This is a genomic window from Arthrobacter sedimenti (genome assembly GCF_042652025.1).
Classification (GTDB): domain Bacteria; phylum Actinomycetota; class Actinomycetes; order Actinomycetales; family Micrococcaceae; genus Arthrobacter; species Arthrobacter sedimenti.
Window position 1 is genome coordinate 272,472 of the sequence record NZ_JBHSDQ010000002.1, and the last position, 23,764, is coordinate 296,235.

Annotated in this window: 21 protein-coding genes; 11 read left to right on the forward strand and 10 right to left on the reverse strand. The window is 66.9% G+C overall.

Annotated features, from left to right (window positions below):
* Positions 1-106: 106 nt before the first annotated feature.
* The 3 genes from ACFO0G_RS06605 to ACFO0G_RS06615 form a co-directional block, all read right to left on the reverse strand.
* Complete coding sequence (locus ACFO0G_RS06605) at positions 107-1,534, reverse strand: class II fumarate hydratase (protein ID WP_286402828.1); 1,428 nt, start codon at positions 1,532-1,534, stop codon at positions 107-109.
* 87 nt (positions 1,535-1,621) lie between these two features.
* Positions 1,622-2,236: a carbonic anhydrase gene (locus ACFO0G_RS06610; RefSeq protein ID WP_286402830.1), complete on the reverse strand. Its 615-nt coding sequence runs from the start codon at positions 2,234-2,236 to the stop codon at positions 1,622-1,624.
* Between the two features lie 10 nt (positions 2,237-2,246).
* Entirely contained in the window at positions 2,247-2,927 is a 681-nt protein-coding gene (locus tag ACFO0G_RS06615; RefSeq protein ID WP_286402832.1) for a DUF4245 domain-containing protein, read from the reverse strand.
* A gap of 226 nt (positions 2,928-3,153) precedes the next feature.
* Here ACFO0G_RS06615 and glpX point away from each other — a divergent pair, with 226 nt between their 5' ends.
* Positions 3,154-4,176 (forward strand): class II fructose-bisphosphatase, encoded by a 1,023-nt coding sequence (gene glpX / locus ACFO0G_RS06620; RefSeq protein WP_200830737.1) that lies wholly within the window; start codon positions 3,154-3,156, stop codon positions 4,174-4,176.
* Positions 4,177-4,262: 86 nt separating this feature from the next.
* Positions 4,263-5,318 (forward strand): lipid II:glycine glycyltransferase FemX, encoded by a 1,056-nt coding sequence (locus ACFO0G_RS06625; RefSeq protein ID WP_286402834.1) that lies wholly within the window; start codon positions 4,263-4,265, stop codon positions 5,316-5,318.
* 75 nt (positions 5,319-5,393) lie between these two features.
* Here the strand turns inward: ACFO0G_RS06625 and manA are convergent, their stop codons facing one another.
* The 4 genes from manA to ACFO0G_RS06645 are packed head-to-tail and all read right to left on the reverse strand — an operon-like array spanning position 5,394 to position 10,127.
* Positions 5,394-6,638, reverse strand: coding sequence for a mannose-6-phosphate isomerase, class I (gene manA, locus ACFO0G_RS06630; protein WP_286402836.1), 1,245 nt, complete (start codon positions 6,636-6,638; stop codon positions 5,394-5,396).
* A 54-nt stretch (positions 6,639-6,692) separates the two neighbouring features.
* The gene (locus ACFO0G_RS06635) at positions 6,693-8,342 is read right to left on the reverse strand and encodes an LCP family protein (RefSeq protein ID WP_286402838.1); all 1,650 of its coding nucleotides are present in this window, start codon (positions 8,340-8,342) and stop codon (positions 6,693-6,695) included.
* A gap of 10 nt (positions 8,343-8,352) precedes the next feature.
* A complete protein-coding gene (gene purE / locus ACFO0G_RS06640) occupies positions 8,353-8,934 on the reverse strand; it encodes a 5-(carboxyamino)imidazole ribonucleotide mutase (RefSeq protein WP_142130661.1) in 582 nt (193 codons plus the stop codon).
* A complete protein-coding gene (locus ACFO0G_RS06645) occupies positions 8,931-10,127 on the reverse strand; it encodes a 5-(carboxyamino)imidazole ribonucleotide synthase (RefSeq protein WP_286402841.1) in 1,197 nt (398 codons plus the stop codon). Before ACFO0G_RS06645 ends, purE begins: the two co-directional genes overlap by 4 nt.
* A 174-nt stretch (positions 10,128-10,301) precedes the next feature.
* Between ACFO0G_RS06645 and ACFO0G_RS06650 the strand changes: the two genes are divergently transcribed.
* Positions 10,302-10,862, forward strand: coding sequence for a GtrA family protein (locus tag ACFO0G_RS06650; RefSeq protein WP_286402843.1), 561 nt, complete (start codon positions 10,302-10,304; stop codon positions 10,860-10,862).
* A gap of 12 nt (positions 10,863-10,874) precedes the next feature.
* On the opposite strand, the gene ACFO0G_RS06655 is transcribed toward ACFO0G_RS06650, so the two are convergent.
* Positions 10,875-11,576: a TIGR03089 family protein gene (locus ACFO0G_RS06655; RefSeq protein WP_286402845.1), complete on the reverse strand. Its 702-nt coding sequence runs from the start codon at positions 11,574-11,576 to the stop codon at positions 10,875-10,877.
* A 392-nt stretch (positions 11,577-11,968) separates the two neighbouring features.
* Between ACFO0G_RS06655 and ACFO0G_RS06660 the strand changes: the two genes are divergently transcribed.
* The 3 genes from ACFO0G_RS06660 to ACFO0G_RS06670 are packed head-to-tail and all read left to right on the forward strand — an operon-like array spanning position 11,969 to position 17,614.
* Positions 11,969-12,502 (forward strand): WhiB family transcriptional regulator, encoded by a 534-nt coding sequence (locus ACFO0G_RS06660; RefSeq protein ID WP_142130657.1) that lies wholly within the window; start codon positions 11,969-11,971, stop codon positions 12,500-12,502.
* Positions 12,503-12,531: 29 nt separating this feature from the next.
* The gene (locus ACFO0G_RS06665; protein ID WP_376976989.1) at positions 12,532-15,915 is read left to right on the forward strand and encodes a glycosyltransferase family 2 protein; all 3,384 of its coding nucleotides are present in this window, start codon (positions 12,532-12,534) and stop codon (positions 15,913-15,915) included.
* On the forward strand, positions 15,908-17,614 hold the full coding sequence (locus ACFO0G_RS06670; protein ID WP_286402851.1) for a DUF5719 family protein: 1,707 nt from the start codon (positions 15,908-15,910) through the stop codon (positions 17,612-17,614). The genes ACFO0G_RS06665 and ACFO0G_RS06670 overlap by 8 nt, the downstream gene beginning before the upstream one ends.
* Before the next feature lie 10 nt (positions 17,615-17,624).
* Here the strand turns inward: ACFO0G_RS06670 and ACFO0G_RS06675 are convergent, their stop codons facing one another.
* Complete coding sequence (locus ACFO0G_RS06675; protein WP_286402853.1) at positions 17,625-18,137, reverse strand: metallopeptidase family protein; 513 nt, start codon at positions 18,135-18,137, stop codon at positions 17,625-17,627.
* Positions 18,138-18,257: 120 nt separating this feature from the next.
* Here ACFO0G_RS06675 and ACFO0G_RS06680 point away from each other — a divergent pair, with 120 nt between their 5' ends.
* The 4 genes from ACFO0G_RS06680 (at position 18,258) to ACFO0G_RS06695 (ending at position 21,812) form a co-directional block, all read left to right on the forward strand.
* Positions 18,258-18,644, forward strand: a complete 387-nt coding sequence (locus tag ACFO0G_RS06680) for a DUF3499 domain-containing protein (RefSeq protein WP_286402855.1) — start codon at positions 18,258-18,260, stop codon at positions 18,642-18,644.
* A gap of 79 nt (positions 18,645-18,723) precedes the next feature.
* The gene (locus ACFO0G_RS06685) at positions 18,724-18,951 is read left to right on the forward strand and encodes a Trm112 family protein (RefSeq protein WP_286402857.1); all 228 of its coding nucleotides are present in this window, start codon (positions 18,724-18,726) and stop codon (positions 18,949-18,951) included.
* A gap of 90 nt (positions 18,952-19,041) precedes the next feature.
* Complete coding sequence (gene ahcY, locus ACFO0G_RS06690; protein WP_286402859.1) at positions 19,042-20,508, forward strand: adenosylhomocysteinase; 1,467 nt, start codon at positions 19,042-19,044, stop codon at positions 20,506-20,508.
* Between the two features lie 65 nt (positions 20,509-20,573).
* Entirely contained in the window at positions 20,574-21,812 is a 1,239-nt protein-coding gene (locus ACFO0G_RS06695) for a L,D-transpeptidase (protein ID WP_286402860.1), read from the forward strand.
* Between the two features lie 2 nt (positions 21,813-21,814).
* Here the strand turns inward: ACFO0G_RS06695 and ACFO0G_RS06700 are convergent, their stop codons facing one another.
* Positions 21,815-22,615, reverse strand: coding sequence for an RDD family protein (locus tag ACFO0G_RS06700; protein ID WP_376976990.1), 801 nt, complete (start codon positions 22,613-22,615; stop codon positions 21,815-21,817).
* An 83-nt stretch (positions 22,616-22,698) separates the two neighbouring features.
* Here ACFO0G_RS06700 and ACFO0G_RS06705 point away from each other — a divergent pair, with 83 nt between their 5' ends.
* Positions 22,699-23,691: a stage II sporulation protein M gene (locus ACFO0G_RS06705; protein WP_376976854.1), complete on the forward strand. Its 993-nt coding sequence runs from the start codon at positions 22,699-22,701 to the stop codon at positions 23,689-23,691.
* Positions 23,692-23,764 lie beyond the last annotated feature (73 nt).

Genomic DNA, 23,764 nt, shown 5'->3' on the forward strand with positions numbered 1-23,764 from the left:
GCTTGAGTGCAAACTTCTGCTTCCGAACTGCAGGTTCCTTAAAGTACGACGGCGGCCGGCGCCTTTCCTGCGAAAGGTGCCGGCCGCCGTCGGGGGCTGGGTGCGTTTATGCCTTGTGGGCCGGGGCCGTCATGGTGGTGACGTCCAGTGCCTTGTCGAGGTCGGACTCGGACACCTTGCCCTCGCCCTCGCCGACAAAGCCCAGCTTCTCGGTGGCCTGGCGGATGGTCAGGCCCTCCTTGACGGCGGTCTTGGCGATCTTGGCGGCGTTCTCGTAGCCGATGTACTTGTTCAGCGGCGTCACGATGGACGGCGACGCCTCGGCCAGGAAGCGGGCGCGCTCCACGTTGGCGGTGATGCCGTCGATCATCTTGTCCGCCATGACCCGGCTGGTGTTGGCCAGCAGACGGATGGACTCCAGCAGGTTGGCGGCCATGACGGGGATGCCCACGTTGAGCTCGAAGGCGCCGTTGGTCCCGGACCAGGCGATGGCGGTGTCGTTGCCGATGACCTGGGCTGCCACCATGATGGAGGCCTCGCAGATGACCGGGTTGACCTTGCCGGGCATGATCGAGGAGCCGGGCTGCAGGTCGGGAAGTGCGATTTCGCCCAGGCCCGTGTTGGGGCCGGAGCCCATCCAGCGAAGGTCGTTGTTGATCTTCATGAAGGAGATGGCGATGTTGCGCAGCTGGCTGGAGGCCTCGATCAGGCCATCGCGGTTGGCCTGGGCCTCGAAGTGGTCGCGGGCCTCGGTCAGCGGCAGGCCGGTGTCCGTGGCGAGCAGCTCGATGACGCGCTCCGGGAAACCGGCGGGGGTGTTGATGCCGGTGCCCACGGCGGTGCCGCCCAGCGGAACCTCTGCCACGCGGGGGAGGGAGGCGTTGATGCGCTCGATGCCGTAACGGACCTGTGCCGCGTAGCCGCCGAACTCCTGGCCCAGGGTCACCGGGGTGGCGTCCATCAGGTGGGTGCGGCCGGACTTGACGACGTCCTTGAACTCAACGGCCTTGCGCTCCAGCGACTCTGCCAGGTAGCCCAGGGCGGGAATGAGGTCGTTGATCAGCGCGGAGGTGGCGGCCACGTGAACGGATGTCGGGAAGACGTCGTTGGAGGACTGCGAGGCGTTGACATGGTCGTTCGGGTGGACCACCTTGTCGCTGCCGGCGGCCTTCAGGGCGCGGGTGGCCAGCTCTGCCAGGACCTCGTTGGTGTTCATGTTCGACGAGGTGCCGGAACCGGTCTGGAAGACGTCGATGGGGAAGTCGCCGTCGTACTTGCCGGCGGCCACCTCATCGGCTGCGTCTGCAATCGCCTTGGCCAGCTCGCCGTCGAGCACGCCCAGTTCGGCGTTGGCCTGGGCTGCGGCCTTCTTGACCCGGGCCAGGGCCTCGATGTGGGTGCGCTCCAGGGTCTTGCCGGAGATGGGGAAATTCTCCACTGCCCGCTGCGTCTGCGCGCGGTACAGTGCGTTCACGGGGACGCGGACTTCGCCCATCGTGTCATGTTCAATGCGGAACTCTTCAGTGGAAGTCATGGGGCTAGCTTATGGCGATCCGGCGCCCCATCGAAAACCGTTAAGGGTGGATTGCCGGCGGCCCGCTGGACCGCCGGCAGGTTGCTTCTAGAGCTCGCCGATTCCGGAAACAAGGTCGGCGCGGCCCTCTGCCAGCCGGTAGGAGAGACCGATGACTGCGGTCCGGCCTTCTTCGATTGCGGTGGAAATCACACGCGAGCTGTCCGCGAGGCGCTGCGACATCTGCTTGACGTTTTCCACCACCATGTCGTTGACCTCGGTCTGGTTGTTCCGCAGGGAAGTGAGGACGGAGGGGGTGATGCGTTCCACGAGGTCGCGGATGAACCCCGCCGGCATCTCGCCGGTCTCAACGGCGTCCCGGGTGGCCGTGACGGCCCCGCAGTTGTCGTGCCCAAGCACCACGATCAGCGGCACCCCCAGTACGGCGACGCTGTATTCCAGGGAGCCGAGGACGGCGTCGTCAATCACCTGCCCGGCGGTTCGGACCACGAAGACGTCGCCCAGGCCGACGTCGAAAATGATCTCAGCCGCAAGCCGGGAGTCGGAGCAGCCGAAGATCACCGCGAACGGGTTCTGGGTCTCCACCAGCGAGGAGCGCCGTGAGGCGTTCTGGTTCGGATGGTTGGACTCGCCGTTGACGAAACGTTCGTTGCCTTCGCGCAGGCGGCGCCATGCCAGTGCAGGGGTCAGGTTAGTAGCCATGCTTACTACATTAAGGCGCGGCAGGGGCGGAGGGGGAAACTGTGACGGCCGGGTTGGCGTCAAGGGAGGCCACGACGGCGGCAGCCAGCGCCGCGAATTCGTCAAGTTGCGCGGCGCCGGAGAGGACGACGGTGCTGCCCCTGTAGTTCAGGATCATCGATTTTTCGCCCTTGCCGGTATCCCGCAGTTCCCAGTCCTTGCCGCCGGCATTCCGGGTCCCTGTGACGGGTGCGTTCTTGGTCTGCTGGAGGAGCCAGGTGGGGTTGGCCTTCGTTGTCTGCACCAGGCCGATAAAGGACGTCTTGGGGGTCAGGTAGCCAACCTCCCACGTGGGCACGCCGCTGGCCGTTCCGGCCTCCCACCGGGCGTAGTTGGCGCGGAACGCGTTGCCGGTGTCCGGCGCAACCGGTGTGAATCCGGCCACATCCGCAGCATTCCGTGCCACGGACGCAACATCGACGTCCGGCCGGAAGCTTTCGCCTTTGGGCTGGGGATTCATGAGGACAACAGGCAGGAATGCCGCGATGCTGAGCGCCAGGGCGATGATCATGCCGATCACCGAGGCGTTGGCCCGCTTGGCGGCGGCCGCCGGAATGACGGGCTTAACCGGGGTTTCGGCACTGCTGCCGGCAGCGGCGGGGCGGCCTTCGGGCTGTGCCTCGCCGGAGCTGGGACTGGTGGCTTCCTGCATGTCGTTCACCCCTCTATAGTCGCCCATCCCGGAGCCGGACTTCCATTCGGGCCCGGACCGGGGACCGCAGCCAGCTGCAGGGGTACATTGCGCGGTTGCGTCATGGGCCGCCCGTGGCACGGCGCCGCGACTATGATCGATAGCAGAGGAATCACCGTTCTGCTGCACCGGCGGGCGGGTTCAATGATCGCCACTCGAAGAAGAGGTTCACGTGTCACCAGCGTCCATGACCCAGAAGTACTCCACGATTTCACCGTCCCTTGCGGTGGGCCACGACGAGCCGGACCGCAACCTCGCCCTTGAACTTGTCCGCGTCACCGAAGCCGCGGCCATTGCCGGCGGCCACTGGGTGGGCTTCGGCGACAAGAACACCGCCGACGGCGCAGCCGTCGACGCCATGCGTTCCTTCCTGCAGACCGTCCACTTCAATGGTGTCGTGGTGATCGGCGAAGGCGAAAAGGACGAAGCCCCCATGCTGTTCAACGGGGAGCGTGTCGGCGACGGCACAGGCCCCGAGGTGGACGTGGCTGTTGACCCCATCGACGGAACACGCCTGACCGCCCTGGGCATCAATAATGCGCTGGCTGTCCTGGCTGTTGCCGAGCGTGGCTCCATGTTCGATCCCTCCGCCGTGTTCTACATGGAGAAGCTGGTCACCGGCCCCGAAGCCGCTGACATGGTGGACCTGCGCCTGCCGGTCAAGCAGAACCTGCACCTGATCGCCAAGGCCAAGGGCGTCAAGGTCAACCAGCTCAACGTCATGATCCTTGACCGCGACCGACACCGCCCGCTGGTGGAGGAAATCCGGGAAGCCGGAGCACGGACCAAATTCATCATGGACGGCGACGTTGCCGGCGCCATTGCCGCGGCCCGCTCCGGAACCGGCGTGGACGCGCTCATGGGCATCGGCGGAACCCCCGAGGGCATCGTGGCAGCCTGCGCCATCAAGTCCCTGGGCGGCGTCATCCAGGGCCGCCTCTGGCCCACCAGCGACGAGGAAAAGCAGAAGGCCATCGACGCCGGCCACGACCTGGAGCGCGTGCTGTCCACCAACGACCTCGTCTCCAGCGACAACTGCTACTTTGCCGCCACCGGCATCACCGACGGCGACCTGCTCAAGGGCGTCCGCTACTCCAAGGACAAGGTCCTGACCCAGTCCATCGTGATGCGCTCCAAGTCCGGCACCATCCGCTTCGTGGAGGGTGAGCACCAGGCCAGCAAGTGGGAAGGCTACGCCCGCAAGAACTGACTGCCGTTAGTGCAGGATTCCAGAGCCCCGGGGCGCGTGCGCGCACCCGGGGCTTTGCGTTAACGCGTTGGTATAGGGTTTAAGCCATGATTCCTGCTGTTGTGCCCTGTACTGACCGCGCCCTTTGGGACGAGCACGTTGACCGGTTCCAGGGGCATCCGCAGCAGCTGTGGGGCTGGGGCGAGACCAAGGCGGCGCACGGCTGGTCCGTGGACCGCGTCCTGGTCAAAGCCGGGGACGAAACCATCGGTGCCGCCCAGTTGCTGGTCCGCAAGCTTCCTGTTCCCTTCCGGGCACTGGTCTACATTCCGCGCGGCCCCATGTGCTCCGTGGAGCACACCCAGGTGGTCCTCAACCGGCTCGCCGAACACGCTGCCCTCCGGCACCAGGGCGTGGCGCTCAGCATCGAACCGGACTGGGACCAGGACTCCGCATTCGCGGGCGCGGTGGCCGCCGCCGGATTCCGGGAGTCCACCAACACCGTGCTCATCCCGCGCACGCTCATCCTGGACCTCACCCGGACCGACGACGAGCTGATGGCGGAGATGTCCAAGTCCACGCGCGCCAACATCCGCAAGGCAATGCGCAGCGACGTCGAGTTCCGCAAGGTCAAGAACGATTCCGAGCTGGAACAGGTCCTGGCCATCTACCACCAGACCGCCGAGCGGGCGGGCTTCGGCATCCACGAGGACCAGTACTACCGCGACATCTTCCACAACCTCGGCGACGCCTCGCCCATCATCGGCGCGTTCGACGGCGAGCAGCTGCTGGCGTTTACCTGGCTGTCGCGCAGCGGCACCACCGCCTTTGAGCTTTACGGCGGCGTCTCCGCAGAAGGACAGAAGCAGCGCGTCAACTACGGCGTGAAGTGGGCCGCCCTGCAGTCCATGCGAGAGGACGGCTGCAGCCGCTACGACTTCAACGGCCTGCTCAACGACGGCATCTCCGACTTCAAGAAGCAGTTCGCACGGCATGAGAACATGCTGCTGGGCACGTGGGAAAGGCCGCTCTCGCCCTTCTACCCCGTATACGCCAAAGCCATGCCGCTGGCGCGCAAGGGCCTCCAGCAGGGGCGCCGGCTGGTGAAGGACGCAGCCGGGCGGGTCCTGCCCCTGGTCCGCAAACTGCGTCCGGGCAACTGACTGAACCGAAAAAGAAGGGCGACGTCGGCACCCGCCCGGGCGGGTGCCGACGTCGCCCCTTTCTGTTGCTGTGGGCTACAGCCCGGTGGTCACCGCGAAGGCCAGCACCGGTTCCGCGCTTCCGGCCACCCGGTGGACGTTGATGGGGGCTTCCGCGGCCGCGACGAACGCGCTCCGTCCCCTGGACAGCTGCAGGTCGCCTTTGGGTGAATCAAGGTAAACTTCGCCGGCCACCACGATGACCACCGCAGCCCCGGACTGGGCCAGGGGTACGGGGGCCGCCTCCGGCCCCAGTTCGATGCGCTGCAGTTGGAACTCCTCGAACGGCGGACGGAACAGTTCCTGGCCCATTACCGTCTTCTCGGCATCCAGCATGGGCACAGCCACAGGGTGGAAATTGATGGTGTTCAGGAGTTCCGGGACATCCACGTGCTTGGGCGTCAGGCCGCCGCGCAGGACGTTGTCCGAGGACGCCATGACCTCCACGCCGAGCCCGTGCAGGTAGGCGTGCACGTTCCCGGCGGGAAGGTAGACCGCTTCGCCGGGCTTCAGCGAGATCCGGTTGAGCAGCAGCGAGATCAGCACGCCGGGATCGCCCGGGTACTTTTCGTTGAGGCTGATCACGGTGCCCAGTTCGGCCTGGTACGGCGCGAGCGAAGCGCGCGACAGCAGGGCTTCCACCACCAAGGCAGTATCCTCCGCCACGCCTTGCCCGCCGGTGATCAGCCGCTCAAAGGCCTGGCGGAGTCCTGCGCCTTCGTCCGCGGCGGCCAGATCGTCAATCAAGGCCTGGACCAGCGCGGGGGAGCCGCCTCCCTCGGGGAAGGCACGGGCGATGTACTGGAAGACCTCCCGGGTTTCGGCGGCAGGCCGGAACCCGCACAGCGCCTCGAACGGAGTAAGCGCGAAGATCATTTCCGGCTTATGGTTGTCGTCCTTGTAGTTCCGGTTCGGGGCATGGGCATCCACACCATCGGCGTTCTCCCGCGCAAAGCCTTCCCGCGCCTGCTCCAGGCTGGGGTGGACCTGGAGGGAGAGCGGCTGCGCGGCCGCAAGGATCTTGGCCAGGAACGGCAGCCGGGGCCCGAAGGCGGAGACGGACTCCGCGCCCAGGAAATGCTCCGGGTCCGACGAGATCAGCGCATCGAGGGGGCTCCGGGTGCCGTCCTCCGGCACCTGCGCCACCGACGGAGAGTCAGGGTGGGCGCCGATCCACAGTTCGGCCTCCGGGCCCCCCGACTCGGGACGGCCCAGCAGCGAGGCGATGGCCGTCGTCGAACCCCAGGCGTAGTCCCGGAGGACGTTCTCAATCTCGTACAAAACCGTTCCGTTCCTTGTGGATGGGCGTTGATGACTTGGCGGCCGCCGTGGTCGCTAGAGCGGGCGGCACTGTCCGTTGGTGGCCACGAGCTGGCGGATGGCCTCTTCGTTTCCTTCGAGCTTGAGCTGGGTAAGCATCTCTTCGGTGATCGGCTCGCCGTCAGGCGTGGTGGTCACCGGGGTGAAGTCCGACGGCGAGGGCTGCTGGACAGCGTTGCCGCCCGTGGGCAGGGTGGCGGGGACGGGACCTGCCGCCTGGACATGTCCGGCTCCTGCCCCTGGAACTGCCGTGCCGTCGTCGGGAATTCCTGCAGACTGTGCACCCTTGGCGGATGCCTGCGCCAGCAGCTGGTCGACCCGCTCGTGGATCTGGTCGAAGTCCGGGTTCGTGGAGAAGGACGGGTCAAAGTCCGGCGGCCCAATGGTGAGCCGCTTGACGTCCTTGCCCCGTGCCTTGATGGCGAGGTCCAGGAAGCTGCCCAGCTGGGCGGAGGAGACGTTGGACTCCACCACCTTGGTTCCCGCGCTGGCGATGTCCTCGAACTTGGACAGCAGGGTGGTGGGATCGAGCTGTTTCAGCATGGCCTGCTGCACGCACTGCTGGCGCTGGATGCGGGAGTAGTCATCAACGTATTCGCGCGAGCGTCCGTACCAGAGTGCCTGGTCCCCGTTGAGCGTCTGGTCCCCGGCCGGGATCCAGCCGAGGGGCATCCCGTGGGTCTTGGTGGTTTCGTCGAAGTAGCCGCTCATGGGAACCCACCCACCGGCCTTGATCCGGATGCCGCCCATGGCATTGATCAGCGTGGAGAAGCCCTGCATGTCAACCAGGACGTAGGACTGGATCTGCATGCCGAGCGTTCCGGAGACGGCTTCCATGGTTGCCTGCGCGCCTGGATCCGCCACGCCGGGGTAGAGGTTGGTGTGCTCGTTGGTGACCTCTGTATTGATGGCGTTGATGAGGCATTCGTCGCCGCAGTTGTAGCCGTCGGGGTACAGGGCGCGCATGGGGGAGCCCTCGCTGAACTGCGCGTTCTGGAAGTTTCGAGGGACCGAAATGATGGCGGTCTGGCCGGTCTCGGCGTCCACGCTCAGCACGGACAGGCTGTCCGGACGGCGGCCGGTGCGGTCATCGCCCGCGTCGCCGCCCATCATGAGGAAGTTGTAGCGCCCGTCCACGGGTTTGATCGCCGGGCCGGACGAGAAGATGTTGCCGATGGCATTGCGGCCCACATTCAGCAGGTAGGCGGCGTAGCCCATGGAGCCGCTGCCCAGGACCAGGGCAACCACCAGGGCGATGCCGACGGCGGGGCGCGCCTTCGGTGCCAGCAGGACGGGGCGGATGAGCCTCAGGGTGTTGAGGAACAGCAATGCCCAGCCGAGGGCCAGCGCAGCCAGCAGGACCACCAGCACCAGCGATGTGACCGGGTTGGTCACGATGCTGATGACCATGCTCCGGTCCAGCAGCAGCAGAACCACTGCAAGCAGCAGGATGGCCCACACACAGAGCGTGACGCGCAGCGCGGTCCGCCCCAGCTTCCGGTCGCCCGCGACGAGCTGCGCGCTGCCCGGTACCAGGAGCGTCAGCAGGACCAGTACGAAGGCGCGCTTTGTACGGACCGGGGAGGAAGCGCTGACCGGGTAGCGGACGGGGTCTGTCAGGGACGCCCCGGCCCCGGTGTTGAGCACGCTGCTGCTGCTGGCCATGCCCGCCGCCCTAACGGCTGCCCCGAAGAGCGCCGGAGCCGTCCGGGAAGACTTCGCTGACTTTCTGCCGGAGGTTTGCGCCCTTGCGGGAGGCAACGGCGTTGAGGTCGGCGGCGAAGTCGAGGAGGTCAGCGCGCAGGGAGGCGGCGAGCTCGTCCGTACCCGACGCGAGCATCCGCACGGCCAGGAGTCCGGCGTTCCGCGCACCGGCGATGGAAACCGTGGCCACCGGCACCCCGGCGGGCATCTGGACGATGGACAGCAGGGAGTCCATCCCGTCAAGTGTCTTCAGGGGAACCGGGACGCCGATAACGGGAAGCGGCGTGACGCTGGCGAGCATGCCCGGCAGGTGGGCGGCACCGCCGGCGCCGGCGATGATCACCCGCAAACCACGTTCGTGGGCCGTCTGGCCGTACCGGATCATTTCCGTGGGCATCCGGTGGGCTGAGACCACGTCCGCTTCGAACGGAATGCCGAATTCGGCCAGGGCGTCCGCCGCGGCCTCCATGACCGGCCAGTCCGAGTCGGAGCCCATGACCAGGCCCACCAGGGGACTGGTGCCGGATGCGGCGGGGGTGGCTTCGGCGCTCATGCCTTCTCCTCGAAAATCGCAGCAGGTTCTTCGGTGGAAACCCGTCCGTCACGGATGATGCCGGCCACGGCTGTGGCCCGGCGGCGGACCGAGTCCACCTCCGCGGTGGAACTTCCCACCAGGTTGACGTGGCCGATCTTACGTCCCGGCCGTACCGATTTGCCGTAGCAGTGGACTTTCGCGGCGGGTTCGGCGGCGAGTGCCATGGGGTAGGCGGAGTACAGGTCCTGGTTTTCCCCGCCCAGGAAGTTCTTCATCACGGTCACGGGAGCCAGTGCGTCCGTTGCGCCAAGGGGCAGGTTCAGGACGGCACGTAGGTGCTGTTCGAACTGGCTGGTGATGGAGCCGTCCTGGGTCCAGTGGCCGGTGTTGTGCGGCCGCATGGCAAGTTCGTTGATCAGGAACCCCGCTCCGGTGCCCGGCGTTTCGAAGAGTTCCACGGCAAGGACGCCAGTCGCGTCCAGCTCGGCGGCGATGCGCAGGGCGGCATCCTCCGCGGCGGCCGCAACCTCCAGCGGGATATCCAGCGCGGGCGCGATCACCTCGTCGCAGACACCGTCCACCTGGATGGTGTGGACCACCGGCCAGGCACGGGCTTCGCCGTCGGGAGTACGGGCCACGAGGGCCGAGAGCTCGCGCGTAAATTCAACCTTGGCCTCGGCCAGGAGGGGACTCATGGCGGCGAACCAGTCGGCCGTCCCGGCCGCCTCCTCCGCCGAGCCAACGATCCGGACGCCCTTGCCGTCATATCCGCCGCGGGGGGTCTTCAGGACAACGGGCCAGCCGATTTCCTCGCCGAAGCGCACCAGCGCGTCAACGTCGGCCACCGACGCCCAGGCGGGGTTCGGCAGTTCCAGCCGGTCGATGGCTGCACGCATGACCAGTTTGTCCTGGGCGTGGACCAGGGCGTCCGGTCCGGGCTGGACGTTGACTCCGGCCTCCTGCAGTGCGCGGAGGTGGTCCGTGGGCACGTGCTCGTGGTCGAAAGTCATCACGTCCAGGCCCTTGGCAAAGTCCAGGAGCGTCTGCAGATCCTTGTAGTCGCCCACCGGCGTGGTGGGTACTGCCGATACTGCGGACACGTCCTCACCCTCCGCGAGGACGCGGAGTTCAAAGCCGAGGGCTGTAGCGGCAGGGGCCATCATTCGCGCGAGCTGGCCGCCGCCAACCACGCCTATCACTGGAAAAGTCACATGTGCCAGCCTACCGAAGACGCGGCCGATCGACGCTTTTGCGGCCCGGCGGGGGATGGACATTTTCGGATGAAAGGACCCCCCGCTCCTGCATCCGGGGGCCGCTTTAAGGCTTTGGGGCTAAAATGGACCTTTGGCCGAGTGGCCCACAGTTCGTCACGGCCATGGAGGGTCATGTTTAGCGCACTTGCAGATCGTATCCGGGGGCTTGCCTCACTCTTCTGGCGCGAGGTGGCCAAGTTTGGTGCGGTGGGCGGTGTGGCATTCGTCATCGACAACGGCCTGACCTATTACCTGATGCACGGTCCCATGTCCGACAGCGAGGCGAAGGCCCGCTTCGTGGGGGCCACGGTGGCCACAATCTTCTCGTGGGTGGCAAACCGCTTTTGGACCTTCCGCCACCGCCGCCAGGCCAACGTGCTCCGCGAGTTCGTCATGTTCGTGATCATCAACGGCATCGGCATTGGCATCTCCACCGGGTTCACCGCCCTGGCCAAGTACGGGATGGGCATCGACAACAAGAACCTGCTGTTCCTCGCGGGCGTGGTTGGCATCCTGGTGGCCACGGTTGTCCGCTTCTTCGCCTACCGCTTCCTGGTGTTCAACCAGGAACTGGACCAGGAGCCGGAGTTCTCCCACGACCACGAAATCATCGAAGCCCACCCCCACAAGGAGCCGGCGGGTGCCGCTGAACGCCCGGCACCCACGCCGGCCGACGGCGGCCCACAGGCCTAGGGGAAGCGGCTGCTAGCTTCCGTGGATGCGTTCGTCGGCCACCAGTTTGTCCGTGAGCGGCACATCGGGATGGGTCAGCACTACGGAGCCGCCCTGGTGCCATGCTCCCAGCGCATTGGCCAGTACAGCTTCAAGGCCGGCATCGGCAGGAACGTGCAGCCTGGCGCCTTCTGCGTGCGGCACGGCAAAACCGGTGATCAGGTCCTGGTGCAGGACACTGCGCCCCTGGCTGGTCAGCACAGCGCGGGCTGACGGATCAGGATCGGCGTGCGGCATGAACACGTCCCCGTGTGACCGCACTTCGGCGGCATAATCCAGGCAGCCGGCAGGAAGGTCACCGCTCCAGCGCATGGCGAGGGCCGGCAGGGCAACGGCGACGACGGCGTCGTAGTTTCCGTCGGACCCCGCGGGATTGTCAGTGGCAAGGAAGTCCGCCTGGGCGCCGTCGAGCACTGTTTCCAGTCCCAGCTGCCAGCCAGCCAAGGCCCAGACCAGTGCCTTCCAGTGGGCCGGAAGTGCGAGCCGCAGCCGCATGCCGGGTTCCGCATCCAGTTCGTCCTGCAGCAGGTTGCTCGTCTTGGCAACCCAGTTGTCCAGGACCCGGCCGGACAGTTCCACCCGCTCCGAGTCGGGCCCGTACCAGGTCAGGCGTGGTGCCGTGGAGTTGCCGGAGCGGAGGCCTGCCGTGAGTTCGAGCGCGGGGATTGATGTCATGCGTTCATCCTGCCACTGTCCGAATCCCCTGAATATCCAGCTGCAGCGACGACGGTCCGGCCACTCGGACCGGGAGTGATGTTAATCACCCTCGGTGCTAAGTGTGCTTGCTATTTGGGGTGAGAGCGGGTATTTTCCGCGCCAGAACAGGGGATTGGCGGCTTTCCTGCTGCAAATTGGACGCCAGTCCCGTCCGCCACGCCCGGGTGGAGGGAAAACCCAGGCGTGGCGTGCGCGAATTTCCCGGCGTCGACTGTCTATTATCCCGGCAACGGCTTGACTCGCCCTAGTTACACACGTGTAATTAGGTAACTAAAGCAATTGCGTAAATACCGGCACACAACCGAGTGTCCACGTATCCAGGCAGTGGCTGAACCATCAGGAGGGTCGCCGTGGGGCAAGCAGAGCGTATCCAGGAAGATGCCGTCGTGGCCGGTCAGGCAACGGCAAAGTACCGTGCACGGGGGGTGCCGAGCGATTGGTACGTGGATCCCGCTGATCCTGATGCTGCGGACAGGTACAACAGGAATTCCACCAGCGTCCTTGAGGACCAGGCAACCGCGTTCCTTGCAGCGCACGAGGCCCTCCTTGACGGCGGCGCTGAGCCGGAAGATGACCTGGATCCGCCCATGGAGCTGGCTGCTGCCGGTACCACCCAGCCGGTATGGATCGGGCTGCCGCTGCAGCAGGATTTCGACGACGAAGGCGAGCTGGGCTGGCAGACGGACGCTCTGTGCGCCCAGACGGACCCGGAAGCCTTCTTTCCCGAAAAGGGCGGCTCCACCCGCGATGCCAAGAAGGTCTGCGGTGCCTGCAATGTACGGTCGCAGTGCCTGGAGTACGCGCTGGCCAATGACGAACGGTTCGGCATCTGGGGAGGCCTTTCCGAGCGTGAGCGCCGGCGGCTTAGGAAGCGAGCAATCTAATTCTTCAGGATGTGCATGTCACTGCCGTTGTGGTTGCCCACAACGGCAGTGCTTATCTGCCTAGGACCCTTTCAGCCCTGGCGTCACAAACCCGGCCCGTTGACCGTGCCGTGGGTGTGGACACGGGGTCCGGCGACGACTCCTGCCGCCTCCTGCAGGAGGCTTTGGGTGAAGCCGACGTTCTCAGCTATCCCCGGAGCAAAGGCGGCATGGGCGCCGCCGTCTCCGCTGCGCTCGCGGAGTTGGTTCCCGTCCACGGGGACCGGGACGGTGGCAGGACCGAGTGGATCTGGCTGCTGCATGACGATGCCGCGCCCGCGCCCGAGGCCCTCGCCGAACTCCTGGGCGCCGTGGAGCGTGCGCCCTCGGTCACCGTTGCCGGCTGCAAGCAACTGGACTGGCATTCGCCGCGAAGACTGATCGATGTAGGTCTTTCCACCAGCCGGTGGGCCGAGCGTCTAACCCTTATCGACGCCGACGAAATGGACCAGGGCCAGTACGACGGCCGCACCGATACTTTTGCCGTCAATTCCGCAGGCATGCTGGTGCGCCGGGACGTCTGGGACCAGTTGGGCGGCTTCGACCCCGCCTTGCCGGGAAGCGGGGACGACGTCGACTTCTGCTGGCGGAACCGCCTTGCAGGCCACCGTGTGGTGGTGGTTCCCGCAGCCCGGATGCTCCATGTGGCGCACCGTCCGCATGCCCTTGGAAACCCCTCGGCGGCGCGCAAGGCCCAGGTTCACCTGCGCCTGAAGCACAGTCCGCTCTGGATGGTGCCTGTCCATGGCATCGGTGCCTTGCTGGGCAGCCTTTTCAAGCTGGTCCTGAGTATCGTCGTCAAGGACCCGGGCCACGGGATTTCCCAGCTCTTCGCCACGTGCGCCGCATTGGGCAGGCCCGGCGCCGTGGCCAAGGCGCGCCGGGCGGCCAAACGGACACGGCGGATCCGCCGGTCGGTCATCCGTAAGCTGCAGACGCCCCGCCGCGAGGTGTGGAGCCACCGCCGGTCGCTGATGGAAGCGCTGGGATCCGACGGCTCCGGTGCCGACCTCGTGCAGGATCCGTTGGCGCACCAGCCCACCGGTGACGCTGCAGACGATTTCGCCGCCCTGGCCACTACAAAACGCGGCTGGGTGGGCAACGGTGCCCTGGCCGCCGTCATCATCGCATCCGTGGCCTCGCTCCTTGCACTCGCAGGACTGTTCCGGGCCGGAGCCGTAACCGGCGGCGCCCTGATTCCTGTCTCCGCGGGCCTGGGGGACATCTGGCACAACGCCTCCAGTTGGTGGATCAGCCTGGGAGCGGGCCTTCCCGGCCGCGGCGATCCCTTCGACTACGTGCTATGGATCATCGGAGTCCTGGGCGGCGGCGATGCCAACCCCGCCATGGCATGGCTGCTCCTGCTCGGTGCCCCGCTGTCCGGCCTCACCGCATGGTTCGCGGCCGGCGGGCTGACCGTACGCCGCCGGCTCCGCCTGGTGGCGGCGCTCTTTTGGGCAGCGGCTCCCGCTCTCCAGGCCGCACTCAACCAGGGGCGGGCGGGCGCCCTGATTGCGCACGTCATGCTGCCGCTGGTGGTACTGGGCCTGCTGCGGGCTACGGGCTCCGCGGTGGGCCACGGCCGGTTCAACGCCGGCGCATCACCTGGACACACTTCCAGCGAACAGCCCCCGGCCAAGGCAGGGATCAACGGCATGCCTTCTTGGACCGCGGCGGCAGCTGCGGGCCTGGCCCTGGCGGTCACTACCGCTGCGGCGCCCTCCCTGCTGGCCCCGGCTGCCGTAGCCATCGTGCTCTGCGGCCTGCTGCTGGGACGGCGGGGGCGCACGGTGTGGTGGGCGCTGCTGCCTGCCGCAGCTCTGTTTATCCCGTTTGTGCTGTCCACACTCGACAGGCCGCGCGCCATCCTGGCCGATCCCGGACTGCCGCTGGGGTTCGACGCGGCTCCGCTGTGGCAGCAGGTCCTGGGCCAGCCCCTGTCATTCGACCCCGCAGCCGGCCTTCAAGGACTGTCCGCCTTCACCGGCGGGACCGTGCCCTGGGCCCTCCTGCTGGCGCTGCTCATCGCGGGGCCGGTGCTGGCCCTTGCCATCGTGGGACTATTCAGCGCAGGACGCCGTGCCCGGATCTCCCGATGCCTCTGGATTGTGGCGCTTGCCGCCTTGGCCGCTGGTTGGTTCACCAGCCACGTCGCCACCGGATTCAACGCCGGCGTCCTGGTGACGCCTTTCACCGGTCCGGCGGTGTCCGCCGCGTCCTTTGCCCTCCTTGGGGCGGCACTCCTCGGATCCGAGCAACTCCTGTCCACGGCGGACCGGGCATCAGGTACCGCGGCCAAGACTGGAAGGGCAGCGCGTGCAGGCCTGGCACTGGGCCTGGTAGTGGTGCTGGCCGGGCCGCTGGCCGGGCCGCTGGCCGGGATGGCTGCCTGGTCGGCGCAGAACCTTTTGCGTCCTGCCGGGACAGGCGCGGCCCAAGCCACCGCATCCCAGGGAAGCGTCGTTGCCCCCGCGCCAGCGGGTTCCGGAAACGGGGGAGCCCTGGGCACGCCGCGTCTGGTGGAAGCCTCCACCGGACGCTCCCTGCCCGCCACTGCCGTTGACCGCGGGAACGGGCCTGAACAGACCCGGACTCTCCTGCTCAGCACTGGAGAAGACGGCACCTTCAACGCGTCGTTGATGCGGGGTGCAGGTACCACGCTGGACAGTCTCTCCGCCATCGCCTCTGCGCGGAACATCATCGGTGCGCCAGGTGCCGAGGAGGTGCGTGGCGACGACGACGTCACTTCGGCTGTCCGCCGCGTGGTGGCCACCCTTGTAGCGGGGCAGGGCGTGGATCCGCGCGCCGACCTGGAACAGCTCGGGGTTGGGTTCGTGGTGCTCCGTGCCGCGGACACCGCAGCCCAGCTCACCGCCAGCCGGATGGATGCCGTCCCGGGGCTTGTCGCCGTGGGACAGACCGACGTGGGCTGGCTCTGGCGCATCAGCCCACTGAACCAGCCGGTTCTGCAGGCTGCTGACGTGGCCCATCGCGTCCGCATCGTGGATCCCCGGGGCGCGGCCACCACCTTGGTCGACTCCGGAACTGACGACGTCAATGCCGCCGTCCCTGCGGGGCCGGAAGGCCGGCTGGTGGTCCTTGCAGAGCGGGCCGATCCCGGGTGGAGCGCCTGGCTCGACGGCCGGAAGCTGACCTCCACCACCGACGGCTGGTCCCAGGCCTTCACGCTCCCGGCGTCGGCCGGCCAGCTGACGGTCCGTTACGAGAACCCGTGGTCGTTTTGGGCTGCCGCCGCCCAGATCACGGTGATCGGGCTGACTGTCATCCTGGCAATCCCCATGCCGGCCCGGCGCCCGCGGACAGGTATCTCGCGCGACGAGGGCTCCCTGCGTAAGGAACACCAACATGCATGAGCACACCCCGCCGGCCGCCGGCGGTCCTTCCGCCGAGGGAGAAAAGCAGTCCCAGGCCGGCAAAGCGGCCCAAACGCAGGCCGGCAAAGACAGGAAGATATCCGGCCGAGGCGCCACCCGCGTGCCAGGTGGCAAGGGGCGGGCAGCCTCCGTGGCCGGAGTTGCGGCAGGGGTCCTCATCCTCGCCGGTGGCGGAGCACTGGTGGCCGGAGGGTCGCTGATGGCCGGGCCCGCATCCACCCGGACAGTGCCGCCCGCGGAAGCCGCCGTCCCGGCAGGAGCCAGCCTTGGCGTCTGCCCCGGCCCTGCGAGGCTGCTGGCGGGAACTGATGCGGGCACCGACGCCCAGTTCCGGCCCGAGTCCGCCACTGCGGCAACCAAGGTCAGCGCCGCCGTGCTCAGCGCCGGAGGTGCGCTTCCCGGAAGCCGCCTCGCGCGCCTGGACGGGACGGCCGCCCTTGAGATCTCCAAGGACCCTGGTCCGGCACCTACTGCCGCCGCTCCACAAGAGCTTCTTGCCGGAGTGGCAGCCGACCGTGTGGTGGACCAGGTAAGCGTCCTCACCGCTCAGGCGGTGGCCAACCAGAATGCCTCGGCCGCCGCCGCCATGAAGTACACCGCCAAGGACGGCGACCTGCAGGGCAGTGCTGCTGCCACCTGCGCGCAACCCTCCAACGACCAATGGCTGGCGGGTGCCAGCACCACCGTCGGCCGAACCTCCGTGCTGGCACTGACCAACGCCTCCAGTACCCCCGCCACAGTGAGCCTCGAGCTTTTTGGTTCCGGCGGACAGGTCCAGGCGCCGGGAAGCCGCGGACTGCTGGTTGCCCCCGGCACAACCCGCAGCGTGGTCCTGGCCGGCCTGGCACCCAACGAGCCGAGCCTCAGCGTGCACGTCCGCAGCGCCGGCGGCCCGGTGGCGGCCTCCATCCAACAGAGCGTGCTGCGGGGCCTCACTCCGGGCGGCGTGGACTTCATCAGCCCAGGGACTTCCCCTGCTGTCCGCCAGGTGATGACCGGCGTGGATATCCAGGACCCGGCGGGGATTGCTGCCCTGACGGCCCAGGCCGCGTACAAGGATGCCGGCCCCGCCCTCGAGCTGACGGTTCCCGGCGCCGCTGATGCAGTGGTGGAAATCAAGCTCTACGGACGGGACGGCCAGCACGCCCTTCCGTCCGGCGGCGTCATCACCGCGAAGGCCGGGTCCACCACCGAGGTCTCCCTGGCCGGTGTACCCGCGGGCCAGTACACCGTGGCGGCCTCATCCGACGTCTCCTTTGTTGCTGCCGCACGCATGGGCCGTGGGCTCCAGGCAGGACAGCCATCGGATGTGGCCTGGGCGCCTTCGGCCGTGCGGCTTGGCAGCCAGCACGTGGTTCCCGTCCCCAAGGGCGGCCAGCGCCAGCTGGTGTTCGGGGCGCTGGACACCAGGGCCAGCATCACGTACGCACCCATTACTGCCGATGGAAAAGTGCGGGCAGCCGCCACCGCCGACATCGCAGGCGGAACAACCGCGACCATCGGCATTCCGGAGCAGGCTGAAGGGGTCGACGTCGTGGGCTATGTGGTTTCCGCGTCAGGCGACGCCGCTTACGGGGCGGTACTCGTGGGCCAGGACGGACGCAACGACGTCTCGTCCCTGGCTTTCCTTGCTGCCGCGGCCGGCCAGGAAACGGTCCCGGTGGCCTTGGGCTACTAGGTTTGCCCGTTCAGTAGCGGCGGCGGTACACCGGGTCCAGCGTCTCCGGCGCCACACCCAGCATTTCCGCCGTGTGCTCCACCACCACGTCGTGGACCAGGTCCTGGAGCTCTTCCACACTGGAGCATGCCTGCTCCACCACCCGCCGGTACACGGTGATCGTGGGCCCGTCCTCTCCCGCAGCGGGGGTATAGGCGCCCATGGGTGCAGGGGTGGCGTTGGCGGCAAGCTGTTCCAGCTCCGGCGGGATCTCATCCACACCGAACCTGACGCCGTCGAGCGTTTTGCCCCAGATGTCGTGCAACCGTTGGGCCGAGTCCAGCACCATGTCATCAAAGCGGTCGCCGCGCGTCCGGTAGCCCGGATGCGTAGGCAACATCACCTCGCCCCGAAGGCCGCGCCCGTGGCGGTTCCGGCGCCGCCTGAAGAAGCTCCTGCCGGCGGTCTCCACGCCCGTTGCCACTGGGGCATCCGGGTCAGCCAACCGGACCGAAAAACCTGATTCATGGTTCGATGACTGCATACATCGACTGTAAACCCGGGGGAGGATTTACGCGATACATCCTCCCGGCTGTCCCGGGGCGCGTCTGCTTCTGCCCGCAATGCGCAGCTTTTGGGCAGTGAAGGGGTAGTCTGTGATGTCGTGGGAGCTATCCGTCAGTGTTCAAGGTCTGCCTGCCGCCAGTCGGCGGTAGCCACCCTGACGTACGTTTATGCAGACTCCACTGCGGTCCTGGGTCCGTTGGCCACCTACGCCGAACCGCACTGCTACGACCTCTGCGAGCAGCATGCTGATTCGTTGACGGTTCCCCGCGGTTGGGAAGTACTCCGCCTGGCAATGCCGTCCTCCCCGCAGCAGCCCGGGCCCGATGACCTGCTTGCCCTGGCGAATGCAGTGCGCGACGCCGCAGCCCTGCCTCCGGAAGCGCAGCCGCCCGCCCAGCGCGGCCACCATTCGGCGCTGGAAGCTCCCGCAGGCACTGAAGGGGCACGCCGGGGCCACCTGCGGATCCTTCGCGAACCTTCCTGACCCGCATCTGGCGGTACGCTGGAGCCTGCACATCTTTTCCGCTACCGGCGCGAGCGCGCCCGCCAGGGAGCATGAACAAATGCCAAAGATCAGCCCCGAGCTGTTGTCCGTCCTGCGTTGCCCCGTGACCGGCTCGCCCCTGGTCCAGGAAGGGGAGGAACTGGTGGCCACTGCCGCCGGGGACGCGGGCGTGAAGAACCGGTACGCCATTGAGGACGGGATCCCTTTGCTGCTGCCTCCGGAACTGCTCGCCGCAGCAGCCTCGGCAGGTTCGGACCAGCACGATCCCGCCGCAGCAGGGCAGTAGTTCACCTGCATCCGCTTCACCTGCACTGGCTCTCACAGAAACAGCAGAACGGGGACTGGACCAGGACCCGGACCAAGCAAAGGACCACCCATGACTTTTGAGTACAAGGTTGCCGATATTTCCCTGGCGGAAGCCGGCCGGCACCAGATCCGCCTCGCGGAGCACGAAATGCCCGGCCTGATGTCCCTCCGTGAGGAGTTCGGCCCCTCCCAGCCGCTCAAGGGCGCCCGGATCGCCGGTTCACTGCACATGACGGTGCAGACCGCTGTGCTGATCGAGACCCTCACCGCGCTGGGCGCCGAGGTCCGCTGGGCCTCCTGCAACATCTTCTCCACCCAGGACGAGGCCGCGGCGGCCGTGGTGGTGGGCAAGGGCACCGTCGAGGACCCGCAGGGCGTGCCGGTGTTTGCGTGGAAGGGCGAGACCCTCGAGGAATACTGGTGGACCGCCGAGCAGATCCTTACCTGGCCCGGTGCCGAGTCCAACCCCGAGCTGGGCCCCAACATGATCCTTGACGACGGCGGCGACGCCACCATGCTGGTCCACAAGGGCGTGGAGTTCGAGGCCGTGGGCAACGTTCCCTCCGCCGACCCCGAGGATTCCGAAGAATACGGCATCTTCCTCGACGTGCTCCGCCGCAGCCTTGCCGCCGACCCGCAGAAGTGGACCAGGACTGCAGCCACCGTCAAGGGCGTCAGCGAGGAAACCACCACGGGTGTGCACCGCCTGTACCAGCTGGCGGACCAGGGCAAGCTCCTCTTCCCCGCCATCAACGTCAACGACTCCGTGACCAAGAGCAAGTTCGACAACAAATACGGCATCCGCCACTCCCTGCCGGACGGCATCAACCGTGCCACGGACGTGCTCATGGGCGGCAAGGTGGCCGTGGTCTGCGGTTACGGCGATGTTGGCAAGGGCGCGGCGGAAGCCCTGCGCGGCCAGGGCTCCCGCGTCATCGTCACCGAGATCGATCCCATCTGCGCCCTCCAGGCTGCCATGGACGGCTACCAGGTGGCCAAGCTGGAGTCGGTCCTGGCCCAGGGCGACATCTTCATCACCACCACCGGCAACAAGGACGTCATCCTGGCCGAGCACATGGCAGGCATGAAGAACAAGGCCATCGTGGGGAACATCGGCCACTTCGACAACGAGATCGACATCGCCGGCCTGTCCCGCATCCCCGGGATCAAGAAGGTTGAAATCAAGCCGCAGGTCCACGAATGGGTCTTCGACGAAGGCACCGACGCGGGGCGCTCCATCATCGTCCTGTCCGAGGGCCGGCTGCTCAACCTGGGCAACGCCACGGGCCACCCGTCCTTCGTGATGAGCAACTCCTTCGCCAACCAGACCATTGCGCAGATCGAACTGTGGACCAAGCGGGACCAGCACGAGTACGAAAACAAGGTCTACGTCCTGCCGAAGGTCCTGGATGAGAAGGTGGCCCGGCTGCACCTGGCTGCCCTGGGCGTTGAACTCACGGAACTGACCAAGGACCAGGCGGAATACCTGGACATTGACGTCGCGGGCCCGTACAAGCCCGAGCACTATCGTTACTGAGACGTAAGGGCCCGGGCGCTGGACAAGCGCCCGGGCCGTTATTTTCTGCACGTAGGATCAAAAACATGGAGCCTGATGTAAAGCCCCGTCGCCGGGGGAAAACCAAGAAAATCCTCGCCGTGGTTGCCGTCTGTGTCCTGGCTGCCGTGGGCGGGGTTTTCGCCGCCGTCGCTCCGGGCCTTGCCGGCGGACCCCTGGAATCGGAAGCAGGCTCCGCACTGCGGACATCGCCGGGGATCGCATCTCCCGTTGTCCCGCCCGTGGCCCTCGATGCGGTGCCCGCCAACGGCGCCAAGCAGGTGAACCCGGCCGCACCGGTTTCCCTGAAAGTGGGCAACGGAATCATCCAGCGCGTCACCCTCGCCAGCACGGCCGGGAAGACCGTCGACGGCAGTATCGACCCCAGCGGGACGGCGTGGTCCGCCACCGGGCCCCTTGAGTTCAACACCGAGTACAGCTACACCTACGTGGTCAAGGACTCAGCAGGACGCGAAACAAGCACCACCCAGTCCTTCAATACCGTGTCCAGCTCGCACGAGGCAGACGCCGCCATCTACCCCCTGAACGGCATGAAGGTGGGTGTGGGGCAGCCCCTGCAGATCATTTTCAGCGAGCCCGTGACCAACCGTGCCGCAGTGGAAAAAGCCATCAAGATCACCACCACGGCAGGGCAGGCCGGGGCGTTCCACTGGTACAGCGACACCATGGTCCGGTACCGCCCCGAGAACTTCTGGGCGGCCAACTCCACCATCACCATGGACATGCAGCTCTTCGGCGTTGACCTTGGAAACGGCCAGATCGCCAACTTCAATAAAAAAGTGAACGTCAACATCGGGGATAAGAAGGTGGCCATCGCGGACGCCACCGCGCATACATTCACGCTGAGCATCAATGACCAGCCTGTAAAGACCCTGCCCGTCAGCATGGGCGACAAGCGGTTCCCCTCGGCCAAGGGATTCGCGGTGCTGATGGAGAAAAACCGCTTTGACCACTTCCGGGCGGCGAGCATCGGCTTGAAGCCTGACGACCCCGCCTATTACGGTGAGGCGGACGTCGAATACACCATCCGCCTCACGCTTAGCGGGGCCTACATCCACCAGGCGCTTGAGTCCGCGTATCCCTACATCGGCAACACCAACGTGTCCCACGGCTGCATCGGGTTCCTGCCCGACGGAGCGGCCTGGGTCTTCGACAACATGGGAACCGGCGACGTGGTCCAGATCATCAATACCGAAGGTGACTACGCGGCGCACACGGACGGCTTCGGCGACTGGAACATCCCGTGGAGCGAGTACGACAACTAAGGTCAGTTGCTGAACGGCAGCCGCTGCAGCCGCTGTCCTGTCTCGGTGTACCGGCGGCGTGATTGCGACAGCCGGGTAAACTCCCGGTTCCGCCGTTCAGCAACGACGGCGGCCAGAAACTCATCGGGGCCTGTTCCAGGCGGCGGGGCAGGGGCTACGTGGGCGGACAGTTCGGCCGCGATCGACGCGGCCATGCCCGCCCTGGACAGCGGAGCCATCCGGCCCGCCTGGCGGATGAACTGGGCTGCCCTGCGGGCCGTGGCGTCCGGAATGCGGCCAATGTCCGCGGCCGCCGCCCAGGACTGCAGGTGCGGCGGGACGAAAACCCGGATGGCCTGCTCAGCCGGCACCCGGCTCCGGACGGCGTAGGTTCCGCCCAGCAGGTCGCCCAGCCGCCGGGACTTATCGTTGAAGAGCGCCACGGCAAGGGCAAGGCCGCCGAACGTCAGGTAGATTTCCAAGAAACCGGTCAGTCCGCGGATCACGGCGTGCCGGAACCGGATAGCGCCGCCATCCTCCCGGACCACCCGCAGGCCTGTAGCCAGCTTGCCCAGCGACCGGCCCCTGCTCAGCGTCTCCACGGCCACCGGCACCACCACCAGGCAGAATACGACGGCGGTAAGGCCAAGGGCGCGTGCGGCCGCCGGGTCAAGGTCCCGGCCGGCGGCCGACAGGCCAATCATGATCAGCACGAGCAGGACAACATGGACCACGACGTCGATGACCAGGCCCAGGGCGCGCGCGGCGAAACTGGCGGGCCGAAGCTCGAGTACGACGGCCTCTCCGGTGATGATTGGACCCACCCTGCGGCCCTGCCCTTCGCAGCTGATGTTCATTCGGTTGGTGCGGACGCTCAAAGTCTAATGCCGGGCGCTAGGCTGTAGCCGTGGACATGGATGCCTTCGCCGCCGTCAATGCGGACAAATGGGCGCGGCTGCAGGAGCTTGCCGGCAAAGGCAGGCTGACCGGCGCCGAAGCCGACGAACTGCTGGCGCTTTACCAGTCCACGTCGGGGCACCTGTCGCTGGTCCGTTCGGTGGCCCCGGAAAGCGGGCTCTCCGCATCCCTCTCCGCCACGCTGGCCCTGGCCAGGACGCGCTTTACCGGTGCCCGGTCCAACGTGATGGCTGACCTGGCACGGTTCTTCGTGGTGGCGCTTCCGGCCGCGCTGTACCGGTTGACCGCGCTCACCCTGGCCTGCGGAGCAGCATTCCTCCTCATCGCGGCCGGCTACGCCACCTGGATTGGCACATCCCCCGAAGCCCTCCGGGCCGTGGCGTCGGAGACCGCCGCCGCCCAGTATGTGAACCAGGACTTCATCAACTACTACTCGGAAAACCCGGCAGCGTCCTTCGCCGGTGCCGTGTGGACAAACAACGCGTGGATCTGTGCGCAGGCCGTGGCACTGGGCATTACCGGCGTGTGGGTGCCGATGATCCTGTTCAGCAATGCCCAGGGGGTGGGCGTCGCGGCCGGGATCTTCGCGTCGGCCGGCAAGTCCGATGTGTTTTACAGCTACATCCTGCCCCACGGACTGATGGAGCTCACCGCAGTCTTTATTGCCTGCGCCGCGGGCCTGCGGATCTTTTGGGCCATGGTGTCACCCGGTCCCCGCCCCCGGGGCCGGGCCGTGGCCGAGGAAGGCCGCTCACTGGTCACGGTGGCCCTGGGACTGGTCCTCGTTCTTTTCGTCTCGGGGCTGGTTGAAGGGTTCGTCACCCCCAGTCCGCTGCCCGTGTGGGCCAGGATCGGCATTGGCGCGGCGGTCCTGACTGCGTACTGGGTCTATGTCCTGGTGTGGGGCAGGCGGGCGTTCCTGGCGGGGGAGCGCGGGGACATCCGCCGGGAAGATGCCGGCTACACGGAAATCGCTGCCTGAATCGTTGTAATCCTGCCGGGGTGGTTCCTCGCCCAGCGGAAGTTCCGGACGGTAGGCTCGTCTGCAGAATGAA